Annotated in this window: 15 protein-coding genes; 8 read left to right on the top strand and 7 right to left on the bottom strand. The window is 34.3% G+C overall.

Annotated features, from left to right (window positions below; genetic code table 11):
• Positions 1–13 precede the first annotated feature (13 nt).
• Genes fliN through fliR form a run of 5 tightly spaced genes read left to right on the top strand, consistent with a single transcriptional unit; the run spans position 14 to position 2,551 of the window.
• Positions 14–328 (top strand): flagellar motor switch protein FliN, encoded by a 315-nt coding sequence (gene fliN, locus J3U24_RS08860; protein ID WP_370632649.1) that lies wholly within the window; start codon positions 14–16, stop codon positions 326–328.
• A 13-nt stretch (positions 329–341) separates the two neighbouring features.
• A complete protein-coding gene (gene fliO, locus J3U24_RS08855; protein WP_065561874.1) occupies positions 342–713 on the top strand; it encodes a flagellar biosynthetic protein FliO in 372 nt (123 codons plus the stop codon).
• A 1-nt stretch (position 714) separates the two neighbouring features.
• On the top strand, positions 715–1,458 hold the full coding sequence (gene fliP / locus J3U24_RS08850) for a flagellar type III secretion system pore protein FliP (RefSeq protein WP_267332238.1): 744 nt from the start codon (positions 715–717) through the stop codon (positions 1,456–1,458).
• A 14-nt stretch (positions 1,459–1,472) separates the two neighbouring features.
• Positions 1,473–1,742: a flagellar biosynthesis protein FliQ gene (gene fliQ, locus J3U24_RS08845; protein ID WP_065561876.1), complete on the top strand. Its 270-nt coding sequence runs from the start codon at positions 1,473–1,475 to the stop codon at positions 1,740–1,742.
• 5 nt (positions 1,743–1,747) lie between these two features.
• Positions 1,748–2,551 (top strand): flagellar biosynthetic protein FliR, encoded by an 804-nt coding sequence (fliR, locus tag J3U24_RS08840; protein ID WP_267330853.1) that lies wholly within the window; start codon positions 1,748–1,750, stop codon positions 2,549–2,551.
• Positions 2,552–2,683: 132 nt separating this feature from the next.
• On the opposite strand, the gene J3U24_RS08835 is transcribed toward fliR, so the two are convergent.
• The 5 genes from J3U24_RS08835 to miaB form a co-directional block, all read right to left on the bottom strand.
• The gene (locus tag J3U24_RS08835) at positions 2,684–3,865 is read right to left on the bottom strand and encodes a serine hydrolase (protein WP_065733601.1); all 1,182 of its coding nucleotides are present in this window, start codon (positions 3,863–3,865) and stop codon (positions 2,684–2,686) included.
• A gap of 14 nt (positions 3,866–3,879) precedes the next feature.
• On the bottom strand, positions 3,880–4,989 hold the full coding sequence (mrdB, locus tag J3U24_RS08830) for a peptidoglycan glycosyltransferase MrdB (RefSeq protein WP_065561879.1): 1,110 nt from the start codon (positions 4,987–4,989) through the stop codon (positions 3,880–3,882).
• Positions 4,989–6,926: a penicillin-binding protein 2 gene (gene mrdA / locus J3U24_RS08825; protein ID WP_370632650.1), complete on the bottom strand. Its 1,938-nt coding sequence runs from the start codon at positions 6,924–6,926 to the stop codon at positions 4,989–4,991. Before mrdA ends, mrdB begins: the two co-directional genes overlap by 1 nt.
• Positions 6,927–6,955: 29 nt before the next feature.
• Positions 6,956–7,957, bottom strand: coding sequence for a PhoH family protein (locus J3U24_RS08820; protein WP_267330854.1), 1,002 nt, complete (start codon positions 7,955–7,957; stop codon positions 6,956–6,958).
• A gap of 90 nt (positions 7,958–8,047) precedes the next feature.
• Complete coding sequence (gene miaB / locus J3U24_RS08815) at positions 8,048–9,475, bottom strand: tRNA (N6-isopentenyl adenosine(37)-C2)-methylthiotransferase MiaB (RefSeq protein WP_220225482.1); 1,428 nt, start codon at positions 9,473–9,475, stop codon at positions 8,048–8,050.
• Between the two features lie 266 nt (positions 9,476–9,741).
• On the opposite strand from miaB, the gene J3U24_RS08810 reads away from it, so the two are divergent.
• Entirely contained in the window at positions 9,742–10,974 is a 1,233-nt protein-coding gene (locus J3U24_RS08810; RefSeq protein ID WP_267337166.1) for an N-acetylmuramoyl-L-alanine amidase, read from the top strand.
• A 29-nt stretch (positions 10,975–11,003) separates the two neighbouring features.
• Here the strand turns inward: J3U24_RS08810 and rsmG are convergent, their stop codons facing one another.
• Together rsmG and mnmG are read right to left on the bottom strand one after the other, a co-directional pair.
• Complete coding sequence (rsmG, locus tag J3U24_RS08805) at positions 11,004–11,603, bottom strand: 16S rRNA (guanine(527)-N(7))-methyltransferase RsmG (RefSeq protein WP_267337165.1); 600 nt, start codon at positions 11,601–11,603, stop codon at positions 11,004–11,006.
• Positions 11,581–13,473 (bottom strand): tRNA uridine-5-carboxymethylaminomethyl(34) synthesis enzyme MnmG, encoded by a 1,893-nt coding sequence (gene mnmG, locus J3U24_RS08800; RefSeq protein WP_220225485.1) that lies wholly within the window; start codon positions 13,471–13,473, stop codon positions 11,581–11,583. Before mnmG ends, rsmG begins: the two co-directional genes overlap by 23 nt.
• Positions 13,474–14,503: 1,030 nt before the next feature.
• On the opposite strand from mnmG, the gene hda reads away from it, so the two are divergent.
• Positions 14,504–15,187: a DnaA inactivator Hda gene (gene hda / locus J3U24_RS08795; RefSeq protein WP_065561886.1), complete on the top strand. Its 684-nt coding sequence runs from the start codon at positions 14,504–14,506 to the stop codon at positions 15,185–15,187.
• Between the two features lies 1 nt (position 15,188).
• The gene (locus J3U24_RS08790) at positions 15,189–15,968 is read left to right on the top strand and encodes a Cof-type HAD-IIB family hydrolase (protein ID WP_267337164.1); all 780 of its coding nucleotides are present in this window, start codon (positions 15,189–15,191) and stop codon (positions 15,966–15,968) included.
• Positions 15,969–15,973: the final 5 nt, after the last annotated feature.

Here is a 15,973-nt window from a genome sequence, read left to right as displayed (position 1 = left end):
TGATGAATCAGTAATGAAAGAAGCTATTTTCGAAACCCTTTCACCACAACCAACAGACGTAAAAAAGCAAGATATTAACCTTATCCTAGATATTCCAGTTAATCTAAGCGTAGAACTTGGTCGAACCAAAATGGCCATTAAAGATCTTTTAAATTTAACTCAGGGTTCAGTTATAGCCTTAGACGGCTTAGCTGGTGAACCTTTAGACATCCTTATTAATGGCTATTTAATTGCGCAAGGTGAAATCGTTGTAGTTGGAGATAATTATGGAGTACGAATTACCGATATTATTACGCCATCAGAACGTGTTCGTAGATTAAGCCGTTAAAAATGAGATAACCATGACCCAAACTTTATCCGCCATTCCAGTAGAATCAAGCCTATATAGCCAGATCGGCATGGCATTTTTTTGTGTAATTGCTGTTATCTTATTTTTAGCATGGATAATAAAACGAATTGGTTGGAAAAAGTCTACCAAACAATTCATTGATATTAAAGCAACTTATAATATAAGTGCTAAAGAGCGCATTCTTCTGGTTTATGTTGATCATCAATTACTGGTAGTTGGTGTTACTGCACAACAAATGACATTACTGCATACCATAAATGAACAACGCACTGAAATGTTATTAGCTGAGCCCGCTGAGGTTGAGCAATTGTCAAAAAGTAACCTGTTTAATCAGATATTACAGTCTGTGTTAGACAAGAGGTAAGATAGTGCGGTTAATACATATTATTTTGCTAAACGTACTGTTTTTTAGTCAATGTAGTTTTGCTCAATTATCACCATTAACAATTGTTTCTCAAACACCCTATCAAGAAGGACAAAGTTGGTCTTTACCTGTTGAAACCTTAGTCTTTTTAACTTTACTCACTTTTATCCCTATTATTCTACTACTAATGACGAGTTTTACTCGGATCATTATTGTATTAGGATTATTGCGAAGTGCACTTGGCACACAATCTGCACCACCTAATCAAGTGATAATAGGCATTGCGTTATTTATGACATTTTTTATCATGTCACCAACACTCGATAAAATATATCAAGAGGCGTATGTGCCTTATTCGAAACAACAAATCACCATGCAAGAAGGGTTAAATGAAGCAACAAAACCGCTTCGTGAATTTATGCTCTCTCAGACTCGTGAAAGCGATTTAGGGTTATTTGTAAATATGTCTCATACGAATGAAATTCAAACTCGTGAAGATATCCCACTACGAATTTTGGTGCCGGCTTTTATCGTTAGTGAACTCAAAACCGCTTTTCAAATTGGCTTTACACTGTTTATTCCTTTCTTAGTAATTGATTTAGTTGTCGCCAGTACCTTAATGGCGTTAGGGATGATGATGGTCCCACCAGCAACGGTATCTCTACCATTTAAAATTATGTTGTTTGTATTAGCTGATGGCTGGCACTTACTATTAGGTTCGTTAGCACAAAGTTTTTTTAGTTAAAGTAAAGGAATATAATGCCATCTGAATATATTAGCCATTTCGCCATACAAGCCATCAAGGTTGCAGCATCGCTTGCTGGTCCTTTATTAATAGCGGCACTGGTTACAGGATTAATTATCAGTTTACTACAAGCAGCAACCCAAATTAATGAGATGACGTTATCTTTCATCCCAAAAATTTTGGCTGTTATTCTAGTATTAATTATTTTAGGTCCATCAATGCTAACCACAATGATCGACTATATTCGCCTTGTCATCACTAGCATTCCCAACCTAACAAGTTAACCTTAATGGATTTAGCTATTGTCGATCTATTGAATATTGATTTTTTTGCTTGGGTTCAATCAAGTTTTCTCCCTTTTGTTCGTATTTTAGCTTTAATTATGGTCGCACCAATCACTGGCGAAAAAGAAGTACCAAACCGTGTAAAAATAGGTTTAGCAATACTTATTGTCATTGTGTTACCTTTACCAAAGTTAGCCGACAACCTTACCCTTTATTCGTTAATGGGCATCTGGATTATTGCTCAGCAAATCATGATTGGCATCCTAATTGGTTTTGCAATACAACTTACCTTTATGACGGTTAGATTTTCGGGGGAGTTAATTAGTATGCAAATGGGATTAGGAATGGCCACTTTTTATGATCCTATCAGCGGTCCATCAACCTCGGTATTATCACGTTTAATTAATATTATTGCTATGTTGATATTTCTTAGCTTAGATGGTCATTTATGGTTACTTTACGGATTAGCTAACAGTTTTGATATCATTCCTATTACGGTCTATCCTTTAAAACAAAACGGCTATTTAGCCTTAATCGAAATAACGGGTCTATTATTTAATAACGGTATTATGTTGGCATTACCATTAATGACATTATTACTTATTATTAATCTGTCATTAGGCTTATTAAATAGATTTACACCACAACTATCAATTTTTGTGGTCGGCTACCCGCTTACATTATTATGTGGGCTAACGATGTTATCGTATCTATTTTCTGCTTTACCATTGTTTGTCGAATCAATTTTAGAACAGATCTTTTCAACAATTTCTCGCATCTTAATCTATCTTGCTGATGTATCTACTTAGACAAAAAAAGTTGAGGAACGGGGTTTTTGAACGCCTAAATTAGAGATAATTAATGCTTGATAAAATCAAGTTTTGCTTAAAATAAAAAACCGCTGCGTAAACAAAAGTCACACAGCGGTTATTAAGAAAAAATTAATTAAATAATTTATGGAATTGTAAACATATCCAATCCCAAATGCCGCCGAAGAATCCAGTTTCCTCAATATTTTCAAGCGCAACTAAAGATTGTTCATTGATAACTTTATCATCCAATAAAAATTGAATTTTACCAACCGCGGTTCCTTTGGTTATTGGTGCATAAATATAATCATCAATGGTATATTGCACTTTAACATCTGCTGAACGACCTTTTGGCACTGTGATATAAGCGCCATTGATCGCACCTAATTTAACTTTATTTTCATCACCATACCAAATTGACTCAATCGCGAGTGGATCATTGGGTTTTACTGGATTTGCCGTTTCAAAGAATCTGAATCCCCACGTAAGTAATTTTTTACTTTCTTCTTCACGACCTTTAAATGTTCGTCCACCCAGTACCGCTGAAATTAAACGTGTATTACCATCAACAGCAGAAGCAACAAGGTTATAACCGGCTGCGTTAGTATGTCCAGTTTTAATGCCATCTACATTTAATGTAGTATCCCAAAGTAATCCATTACGATTCATTTGAGGTTTAGAAAGATTGTAGGTAAATTCTTTTTCTTTATAAATTGCATATTCTTTTGGTAAGTCACGGATTAAAGCCTGACCTAACAACGCCATATCTTTAGCTGTGGTATATTGACCCGGTGCATCAAGCCCGTGCACAGTTTCAAAATGAGTGTGTTGTAATCCAATTTTTTTCGCATATTCATTCATCAAATTAACGAAAGCACCTTGGCTACCTGCAACATGTTCAGCCATAGCAATACATGCGTCGTTACCCGATTGAATAATGATACCTTTATTTAAATCAGAGACCGAAACAGTCTTACCGACTTCTAAAAACATTAATGATGAGCCTTTTAATACTGGGTTACCTGTTGCCCAAGCATCTTTACTCACTAATACCATATCATCATTTTTAATTCGGCCTGATTCTAAGGCTTGACCAACAACATAACTTGTCATCATTTTAGTTAAACTTGCTGGATCGCGTTGTTGTTCCGCATTATATTGCGCTAAAATTTCGCCAGATTTGGCATCCATTAAGATATACGCTTCAGCATCTAGTTGTGGAATAGCCGGTATAGGAAAAGCCATTTCCGCAGAAGCAGAAGAACATATTGCGAGCACTAATAATCCAAAAGATAATTTAAATTTCTTTTTCATTTATAAAAATTCCGTTAAATGTTTTTAGATAACATATATCGATGAGTGTGAATAGACATCATAATGCCAAAACTTGCCATTAAAACGACTAATGATGAGCCACCATAACTTATTAGTGGTAATGGTACACCAACTACTGGCAATATTCCACTGACCATACCGATATTAATAAATACATAGACAAAGAAGACCAAAATTAAACCACCAGAAAGGATTCGGCCAAAAGTCGTTTGTGCTTGAGAGGCAATAATCAAACCTCTAATTATTAAGCATAAGAATAAGACTAGCAAAATAATCGAGCCAATAAAGCCAAACTCTTCTGCGATGACTGAAAAAATGAAATCAGTATGGCGTTCAGGTAAAAATTCTAACTGTGACTGGGTACCTTCTAGCCAGCCTTTGCCCCATATTCCACCTGATCCAATTGCTGTTTTAGATTGAAGAATATGATAGCCAGTACCATTAGGGTCACGTTCAGGATTAATTAGCGTTAATACTCGTTCACGTTGATAATCATGCATTAAGTAGAACCACATAATCGGTACAAAGATAGCCAACAATATCAAAGCAACAAGAATAAATCGCCAATTAATACCAGCCAAAAAGATAATAAAAATACCAGACATGACAATTAAAATAGCAGTTCCCAAATCGGGTTGCATTGCCACTAATAATGTTGGCACACCGATAATAGCTAATGTTTGTAAGGTCGTTTTTAGTGGTGGAGGGCAACCATCACGATGAATAAATTTAGCTACCATTAAAGGAACAGCAATTTTAGCAATTTCTGAGGGTTGAAAACGAATAACTCCTAAGTCTAACCAGCGTTGAGCGCCTTTACTGGTGTAGCCAAAAATATCAACCAATAGTAATATAAAAATACAGGCAATATAAAGATAAGGTGCCCACTGTTCATAACTTCTTGGTGAAAACTGTGCAAAGACAATCATCACAAAAAAACCAAGTAATATTTGGATCACTCTTTTTTGCATCATATCTATATCTTGGCCGCTAGCACTCCATAGAATATAAAGGCTATAACCAAGTAGTAAAGAGATAAATAAGCAAAAAAGCGGATCGATATGTATCTTTTGCCAAAAAGATTTCTTAATATTATTCATCATTAATCTTCATGTCCTGTATTAGGTGATTCATCGTTTAATTCCGTTGAGTTATCACCTTCAAGATAATAATCTAGTATCTTACGTGCGACTGCACCACCGTTGGAGCTTCCTCCTCCCCCATTTTCTAGAACAATCGCTAAGGCTATTTTCGGTTTATCGTAAGGTGCGTAAGCAATAAATAAAGCATGATCGCGTAAATGTTCAGGTATTCTATGTGCGTTATAGGTTTCGTTTTCTTTTAAACCATAAACTTGAGCAGTACCTGATTTACCCGCGGCTTGATATTTAGCGCCTGCATAAACTTTACGCGCGGTGCCTCGAGCACCAAACATTACTCGGTGCATACCTTCTTTTGCTAATGCCCAATAGGTTGGATTAACATCAACAAGACTGTTTTTTTCAATATATTTTGATGGATCAATCAACGGTTGATTTTGATTGGTATTGATAATGTCGCTCTTTTTATATAATAAAAAGTGTGGTGTATAGGTTTTACCATTATTAATTAGTGTAGTTAATGCTTTAGCCATTTGCATTGGCGTTGCTGTCCAATAACCTTGACCTATACCGACAGGAATAGTGTCTCCTTGTAACCAAGATTTTTTATGGCGTTTTAATTTCCATTCACGACTTGGCATGACAGCTCGTGTCTCTTCACTAGGCGAGATATCAATGCCTGTTCGCTGGCCATAACCAAACTTAGTCATCCATAAATTTAAGCGATCTATCCCCATGTCATATGCAACTTGGTAAAAATAGGTATCTACTGATTCTTCTATCGCTCGTAATACATCGACATGACCATGTCCCCATTTTAACCAGTCTCGATAACGTCTTTCAGTACCCGGTAATTGCCACCAACCCGGATCGTTAACCACACTTTTTGGTGAAACAACGCCTTCACTTAATGCTGCTATCGAAATAAATGGTTTAACAGTTGAAGCTGGGGGATAAGCACCGAGCAATGCACGGTTAAATAGTGGTTTACTTGGATCATTAAGTAACTCACTATATTTCTTACTTGAAATACCACCTACAAAGTCGTTTGAATCATAACTTGGGCTTGATACCATTGCTAATATTTCACCATTATTTGGATTAATAGCAACAACCGATGCTTTACGGCCAGCAAGCAGTGATTCAATATAGAGTTGTAATTTGAGATTAATGGATAAATAGATATCTTCACCCGCTTGTGGTGGATGTTGTTCAAGTAAGCGAACAATACGACCTCGGCTATTGACTTCAACCTTTTCGTTACCCGCCGTGCCATGTAAAACATCTTCGTAATATCGTTCAATCCCCATTTTTCCAATATTAAAGGTAGCCACGTAATTGCTAGCTTTATTTTCTTCTTCTAGACGTTGCTTATCTTGACTGTTTATTTTAGATATATAACCAAGAATATGGGTAAGTGAAGCACCGTATGGATAATATCGATGTTGAATTTTTACAATCGATACAAAAGGAAATCGATGCTGATCAACAATAAACCGAGCAATTTGTTTTTCGGTTAAGTTTTCTTTAAGTGGTACAGGACGATGAGATCGATAATTTCGTCGCTCCTTTTGGAAGTTTTCAATATCTTCATCAGTTAAATCAACAATCTTTTTTAATTGTTCAAATTGCTCATTAAGGTTTTTAGTTTTGTCAGGAACAATATTAAGTTGATAGGTAATATTATTTATCGCTAATGGCGTGCCATTACGATCATAGATCATACCGCGACTTGGAGGAATAGGGATAATTTCAATACGATTATTGTTCGATTTGGTGCTGTAATAACTAAAATTCGATATTTGCAAATCAGCTAAATTGGCTAATAATACAAAAATTAGTAGTATAATTACGACAAATGCAAACAGTGCTCTACGCAAAAATAAGTTTGTTTCTGCGGAGTGATCGCGAATATAGCCTTTTTTTGTTTTACCTGAAATAGAGATAATCTAACTCCTCTAAATTCTGTTTATAGATGTTCTTTTTGTTCCCATTTTTCATAAGCATTAACAATTCTTGCTACCACAGGATGGCGAACTACATCTTCACTCTTGAAAAAATTAAAACTAATATCTTCAACTTCATTTAATACTTCTATTGCGTGACGTAACCCAGATTTTTGATGACGAGGTAAATCTATTTGGGTTATATCACCCGTTATTACCGCTTTAGAATTAAAACCAATGCGCGTTAAAAACATTTTCATTTGTTCTATCGTTGTGTTTTGGCTTTCATCAAGAATAATAAATGCATCATTGAGTGTACGCCCACGCATATAAGCTAACGGTGCAACTTCAATCACACTTTTTTCAATTAGTTTTTCGACTTTTTCAAAACCAAGCATTTCAAATAAAGCATCGTAAAGCGGACGCAAATAAGGATCGACTTTTTGGCTTAAATCACCTGGTAAAAAACCCAATTTTTCACCGGCTTCAACTGCAGGGCGTGTTAATACAATTCGTCTAACTTGTTGTTTTTCAAGTGCATCAACTGCGGCAGCTACAGCTAAATAGGTTTTACCTGTACCAGCAGGACCGATACCAAAAGAGATGTCATAATCTAATACATGAGCAATATATTGTGCTTGATTAGGCGTGCGGGGTTTTATTACTCCTCGCTTGGTCTTTATCATCACTTGTTTGCTACCATGCAGATCAACATAACTAGGTGCGTGTTCATTAGCTTTTTCTAACGCACCTGATTCTTTAATAGCTAAATGTATCTGCTCTGGTTCTATATCGACAATACTGTCTTTTACTTTAGTTTGTTTATACAGCGATTGTAAAATCTCAGTTGCCGCTTTTGCACAAATTGTATCGCCAGTAATAGCAAATTGATTACCCCGATGGTTTATTTCTAATCCTAATCGTCGTTCAAGTTGTTTGATATTGTCATCATAAGGACCACAAAGACTATTAAGCCGCTGATTATCTGCTGGTTCAAGCATTGTTTCATATGTCGTAATATTCAAAGATATGTCCCCAAATCGTTTATTTTAAACACGTTCTTTTGAGCCAAAATTTATCAACATGTTTATATTATTATTTCAATCATTATTTAATTATGGTTGATAGATAGCCACACCTAAATCGTTTTCTTTACGGGTACGAGAGATGACCGATATTGGTGATTCGCTCACACGTAAATTCATCTGATCCTCTGTTCTTACTACTTTACCACGCAATGAGTTAGGATAAACATCGGTAATTTCAACATCAACAAATTTACCAATCATATCCGGACTACCTTCAAAATTAACAATACGATTATTTTCTGTTCGTCCAGTTAATTCCATAAGATCCTTTTTAGAAGGGCCTTCAACTAAAATACGTTGCACAGTATTTAACATGCGACGACTAAATTGCATTGCTTGTTGATTGATTCGTTCTTGGAGAATATAGAGCCTTTGTTTTTTCTCTTCTTCAGAAACGTTATCTTCCATTTCAGCAGCAGGTGTACCTGGTCGTGCTGAATAGACAAAGCTATAACTTAAATCAAAATTAACATCAGCAATGAGTTTCATGGTTTGTTCAAAATCTTCTTGGGTTTCACCAGGGAATCCAACAATAAAGTCTGAACTAATTTGAATGTCAGGACGAACTTTGCGTAATTTGCGAATGATTGATTTATATTCAATTGCTGTATGAGTGCGTTTCATTAAATTTAACACTCGGTCAGAACCACTTTGTACCGGCAAATGTAAAAAGTTAACTAGTTCTGGCGTATCACGATATACATCGATGATATCATCAGTAAATTCAATTGGATGGCTAGTTGTAAAGCGAATGCGATCAATACCATCAATAGCAGCAACTAAGCGTAGTAGTTCAGCGAAAGAACAAATATCACCATCGAAAGTTGGCCCTCGATAAGCATTTACATTTTGACCCAGTAAATTAACTTCGCGTACACCTTGTTCAGCAAGTTGAGCTATTTCATAAATTACATCATCACAAGGTCGGCTCACCTCTTCACCACGGGTGTAAGGTACCACACAATAAGTACAGTATTTATTACATCCTTCCATAATTGAAACAAAAGCTGTTGGACCTTCACTGCGAGGTTCAGGTAAACGGTCAAATTTTTCAATTTCAGGAAAACTAACATCAACCACATGATGACCATTACCACTACGAATTTGTTCAATCATCTCAGGTAAACGATGAAAAGTTTGTGGTCCAAAAATAATATCAACAAAAGGAGCACGCTTACGGATATGTGCACCTTCTTGTGATGCTACGCAACCACCTACACCAATGATGATATCAGGATTATGTTGTTTTAAATTTTTCCAACGGCCTAGTTGATGAAAGACTTTTTCTTGGGCTTTTTCTCGAATAGAGCAAGTATTTAATAGTAAAATATCTGCTTCTTCGGCGTTTTCTGTTAAAGTTAAACCATGGGTGGATTCAAGGAGATCTGCCATTTTTGTTGAATCATATTCATTCATTTGGCAACCCCAAGTTTTGATATGTAATTTTTTGCTCATCAATAACTCAGCTATATTTAATTGTTAAAATGAAAACGGGTTTAAATCCGTGATTTTAGCGTGCCATATTGTAATCCTTTGTGATTGTAGGGTCTATAATTAATATAAAAAACTATATTTATATGCTTTATTTAGAAAATAATGTCTAATTAGTAATTAATCTATCGAAAAAACAACTGATTATGATAATCATTCTTTTTAATATCGTTTTATTTTATGCTATTATTCTTGGCCTATTAATATTACTAATATAAAAGTGTCTAGGTATGTCGAAAACTTTTAGTCCAACAAAGCGCTTTTTGATCAAAGGCATTATTGCTACTTGTCTATTATCTGTTACACGAGTTGGCTTTGCTGCGGCAATGGCTCAAGTTGTGGCTGTGCGTGTTTGGCCTTCATCAACCTATACACGAATAACGTTAGAATCAAACGTTAAGCTTAATTATAAAAGCGCACAATTATATAACCCTGATCGTATGGTGATTGATATTGATAATCTCAATTTAAATCCAATATTAAAAACCGTTTCGACAAAAGTTTTAAGCCGTGATCCTTTTATTAAATCTATACGTGCATTACAGTTAGATCCTAAAACTGTACGTATTATGATCGAATTAAAACAGGGTATTGATCCTAATACATTTACATTACCACCGATTGCTGAATTTAAACATCGATTAGTCGTTGATCTTTATCCGTCTAAACCGGCTACAGCTAATGATGATCCTTTACTTGCTCTTTTAGAAGAGTATCAAAAAGGGGATCTAAATAAAAAACAAGCGCAAATAAAATCGCCAACGAATAAAAATAAAAACTCGCCTATTATTGTTATGCTTGATCCTGGTCATGGTGGTGAGGATCCTGGTGCGATTGGTTACAAAAGAACACGAGAAAAAGACATTGTTTTGCAAATTGCCAGACGAACATATAGTTTGCTAAAAAAAGAACCAAATATAAAAGTTTATATGACTCGTAATGAAGATGTTTTTATTCCATTAAAAGTTCGAGTAGCGAAAGCGAGATCTTTACATGCGGATCTATTTGTCTCTATCCATGCTGATGCTTTTGCGAGTCGATCTGTTAGAGGGTCATCTGTATTTGCTTTATCAACACGTGGAGCTAGTAGTTCTGCTGCAAGTTATTTAGCCCAAACTCAAAATGATGCAGACCAAATAGGTGGTGTTAGCCGAAGTGGTGATAAATATTTAGATAACACTATTTTAGATTTAGTGCAAAAAACAACCCTTTCTAATGGTGTATTATTAGGAAGTGCTATTTTAAATCGAATGAAAAATGTGAATAAATTACATAAACCATCGATAGAAAAAGCAGGTTTTGCAGTGTTAAAAGCACCAGATATTCCATCAGTTTTAGTTGAAACAGCCTTTATTAGTAATATAGCTGAAGAGCAAAAACTTAAAACAGCAGCCTTCCAAAATCAAGTTTCTAAAGCCATAGTTGATGGTATTAAGGATTATTTAAAAAGACGTAAGAATTGATCTAAAAAGTGATTAGATCAATTTGTTTTTTATTCAATGATCATTAATCGTCTTTCAGCATTCAATTCAGGTATGGTAAGTTTTATATCTTGTTTAAGCGTAAATCCTTCAGGGATCGGATCAAGATCACTGCCTTTTAACGCATAAAATAATCCTTGTTCATTAGGAAGATGTTTACACCAGGTTAACATATCTTGTAAAGAAGCAAATGCTCGACTTATTACCCCATCGAATTTTTTTTGATTATATTCTTCAATACGGCTTTGAATTGGTTGAATATTTGCTAGCTTTAATTCAAATTGAACTTGTTTTAAAAAACGGATCCTTTTACCTAAACTGTCAACGAGATCAAATTGTTTGTCTGGATTGATAATTGCTAAAGGAATCCCTGGTAATCCAGGGCCTGTACCTACATCAATAAACGTGCTACCAACTAAATAAGGTGAAACAACTAAGCTATCCATAATATGTTTTATTAACATTTCATTAGGATCACGCACCGCTGTTAGGTTGTAAGCTTTATTCCATTTATTAAGCATTTCAACGTAATTGATCAGTTGATCAATTTGCTGACAATTGATTGAAAGATCCGTTTGATCAATAAGATTAATGAGTTTCTTTTTTAACATAGTTCTTCTTTTTTAAATAAACTAATAACATTGAAATTGCAGCTGGTGTAATACCTGAAATACGTGAAGCTTGGCCAATTGAAACCGGCTTATGTTGTTTTAATTTAGCAACAACTTCGTTAGATAACCCTGATATTTCAGCATAATCTATATGTTCAGGTATGAGAGTTTCCTCATTTCGTTTTTGTCTTTCTATTTCTTCAATTTGTAGTTTTATATAGCCGTCATACTTAACTTGAATTTCAACTTGTTCTGCTGCTTGATCATCACTTAGCCCTGGTGCAAATAAAGACAGGGATTGTAGAGTTTTGTAGCTCATTTCAGGGCGTTTAAGCAGCTCTTCTCCATTGGCTTCTTTGGTAAGGTTAGCGCTTAATACCGCATTAACTTCATCAATTGTTTCAATGTGAGGATGAACCCAAATGTCACGAAGACGTGCTCTTTCTTGTTCAATAGCTTCAAATTTTTCGTTAAAACGTTGCCAACGGTAATCATCAACCATTCCAAGTTGTCGTCCAATTTCTGTTAAACGAATATCTGCATTATCTTCACGTAACATTAAGCGATATTCAGCTCGTGAAGTAAACATACGATAAGGTTCATTAGTACCTAAAGTACAAAGATCATCAACCAAAACCCCTAAATAAGCTTGATCACGCGTTGGATACCATTGATCTTGATCATAAACAAAACGAGCTGCATTTAATCCTGCCAGCATACCTTGAGCAGCGGCTTCTTCATAACCTGTAGTACCATTGATCTGTCCTGCTAAAAACAAGCCTTTGATCACTTTACTTTCAAGAGTTGGTTTGAGATCACGAGGATCAAAGTAATCATATTCAATCGCATAACCTGGTCTGACTATATTGGCATTTTCCAGTCCTTTCATACTGCGAACAAAAGCTAATTGTGTGTCAAAAGGTAAACTTGTTGATATTCCATTTGGATAAATTTCATTGCTGTCTAAACCTTCTGGTTCTAAATAGATCTGGTGCGAGTTACGATCAGCAAAACGCATTATTTTATCTTCGATTGATGGACAATATCGTGGACCTACACCTTCAATAACACCTGTATACATAGGGCTACGATCTAAGCTGTTTCGAATAATATCATGTGTGGTTTCATTAGTACTTGTTATATAACAAGGAATTTGTTTAGGATGCTGTTTAGCATCACCTAAAAATGAAAATACAGGCACAGGATCATCACCGTATTGTGTACCTAATTTAGAAAAATCTATGGTTCTAGCATCGATACGGGGTGGCGTTCCTGTTTTTAAACGACCCATTCTAAATGGGTATTGATGCAACGATTTGGAAAGACCTATCGAAGCAGGATCACCCGTTCTACCGCCACTATAATTATCAAGTCCTATATGGATCTTGCCATCTAAGAAAGTGCCAGTAGTTAATACAACAGATCTTGCTTTAAATGAAACACCCATTTGTGTAACTACGCCTGTGATCTGATCGTTTTCAATGATCACATCTTCAACTGATTGTTGAAATAACATTAAGTTTTCTTGGTTTTCAAGGGTTGTTCGTATTACTTTACGATATAAAGATCGATCCGCTTGAGCTCGTGTTGCTCTTACAGCAGGACCTTTGCTGCTGTTTAAGATCCTAAATTGGATCCCAGAAAGATCAATAGCATGTGCCATTAATCCACCCATTGCATCAATTTCTTTTACCAAATGTCCCTTACCAATACCACCAATAGCAGGGTTACATGACATTTGTCCTAACGTATTGATGTTATGGGTTAAAAGTAATGTTTTTCGGCCCATTCTTGCTGATGCCATTGCTGCTTCTGTTCCGGCATGGCCACCACCAACGACGATGACATCAAAAAGATCTGGATAAAACATATAAAGCCTCGTTTTTTATTTTACAGATAGATGATCATTATTTTGATCAGGTGATTTGGTTTTATTTAGCGTAAGGAATTTTACTCATCTTTTTTATTACGTCAAATGATCTATTTTGATCATCATTTAAATTAAATAAGATCTTTTTGTGATCTTTTTTATTTTTACTATTATTAGTTTGGATCATTTTTGTTGATAACTCTTTTTTATGATTATTTTATAGGATCTTAATGATCGTCTAATGCTGTTAATTGATCGGATCTTTTTTTAGTTAATCCTGTTTATAACTCTTATTTTTATCCACAACCTTTTTTACTTTTAAGGTTGTTAATATGATTATAACAGCTTATATAGTGGGTTTATCACAGAGTTATCCACAAAAAATAAATTTGTTTGCTTAAATTTTATCTTTTATTGTCTATAATTTAATCTTAATTATTTAGATCATTCTGGTTAAAAAAGTTATACATCTTAAATATTATGATCAATAAAAATGTAATTATGAGTTTTAATGATCATTATAAAGTTCGAAATATGATCTTTGATCATACTTAGCGGCATTAATATTATTAATTTAAATTTTAAAAATACCTAAGAATAGGATAATTAATTATCATTTTATTAGTTTTTTTTAAAATACCTGAAAGAGAGATTTTTCTAAAAGATATTGGTGTTTTTAGTAGAAAGCTAATGTAACTAATGTTTAAAAGTAGGATTATAAGTATTTGTTTCTTTTAATTCGGAAGTGCTGTGAGGTAGCAGTACCATCATCACTTAAAATAATAGTACTTATTAAAAGCTATTTAGGAAAAGGTTAAAATGTTTTTTTAAGTATTAGATAATAATAAAATGGATTAATTTCTATATCTAAATTAATTTTTAATTAGGTTATTATTTAGTTTTTTAGGATTGATATATTAATTTTTGATAGTTACTTTCGTTAACTTATTTGTTTGCTGTAAAAGTGATTGATTTTTGTAAAAGCAAATTTATACTTAGTAAGATTATATTTTTATTGTGAGGTTATTTTATTACTCTTTCACAGTTGCCTTTACCTTTTATATTACCTAATAACGAAACATTTGATAGTTTTTATGTAGGTAATAATCAATTATTGTTTGAATCTTTGCAAACCTTACTTGATAAGGAAGGCTTCAACGTCTTTTATATATGGTCAGCAAGTGCCGCTGGTCGTACTCATCTATTACATGCTTCATGTCAAAATAAGTTAGCAAGCTATATTCCTTTAAAACAGCATGTTCTACTTGTACCTGAGATTTTACAAGGTTTAGATAATTATGATTTGGTTTGTTTAGATGATATTGATGCGATAGCAGGTCATCGTGATTGGGAAGAAGCAATATTTGATCTTTTTAATCGTTTAACCGAAAAAAACGTTAGTAAATTATTGATAACTGCCAGTGCCCCTCCAAAACAAGTTCCTTTTATACTACCTGATTTGGTATCAAGGTTAACGTGGGGGCAAGTTTATCAGTTAAAAGAGTTAAGTGATGAGGATAAACTAAAAGCTTTACAACTTAGGGCTAAGCTAAGTGGATTTGAGCTATCAACGGAAGTTGGATTATTTTTGTTAAAACGTGTTAATCGCGATATGCGAACTTTATTTTCTTTAATGGAAGAGTTTGAAGTCGCTACGTTAGCTCAACAACGCAAATTAACCATTCCTTTTATTAAACATATTTTGGATTTATGAAATGAAAAAGAAACCTGAAGCTATTGTTTTTTTCGATTTAGATGGAACCTTATTTAATAAAGATATAGATGTGTTACCTAGTTCTTATGATGCAATTAGAAAACTAAAACAAAATAATATTGTACCAATAATTGCAACTGGTAGAACACCACCTGAAGCGGTTGATTTGATGAGGGATACTGGTATAGATTCAATTATTGGTATGAATGGCCAAGTAGTTATTTATGAAAAAGAAGTTGTTTTCACAAATAATATTGATAAAAACCTCATTACTCGATTATATGAATATTCAAGAGAAAAGATGAATATTCCATTATCTTTCTATAGCTATAAGACTATGCGAGTGAGTGAAAATAGTCTTCCAGCTCAAAAATTCTATACTTCTTTAAAACAACAAGTACCTCCTGTTGATGATCAAATTTACTTAAAAGAACCGATTCAAATGTTATTACTGCTTTGTGAACAAGGCGAATCACCTTATAGAGAAGTTTTTCCTGAATTGACGTTTATCCGTAATACACGTTATTGTGTTGATGTTTTTAATCATGGCGGTTCTAAAGGTAATGGAATTAAAGAATTATTAGAAATTAAAGGTTTTAATGACGTACCTACTTATGCCTTTGGTGATGGTATGAATGATTTTGAAATGTTCCTAACCGTTGACCATCCTGTAGCAATGAGCAATGCGGTTGATCAGCTAAAAGAAAAAGCTGAATATGTCACTGATACCAATAATAATGATGGCATAGCGAAGGCATTGAAAAAGTTTGGATTAATTTAAGATAA

Source organism: Gilliamella sp. B2785, assembly GCF_026537005.1.
In the GTDB taxonomy this organism is placed as follows: domain Bacteria; phylum Pseudomonadota; class Gammaproteobacteria; order Enterobacterales; family Orbaceae; genus Gilliamella; species Gilliamella apicola_E.
This window is presented reverse-complemented; position numbering and strand designations above follow the sequence as displayed.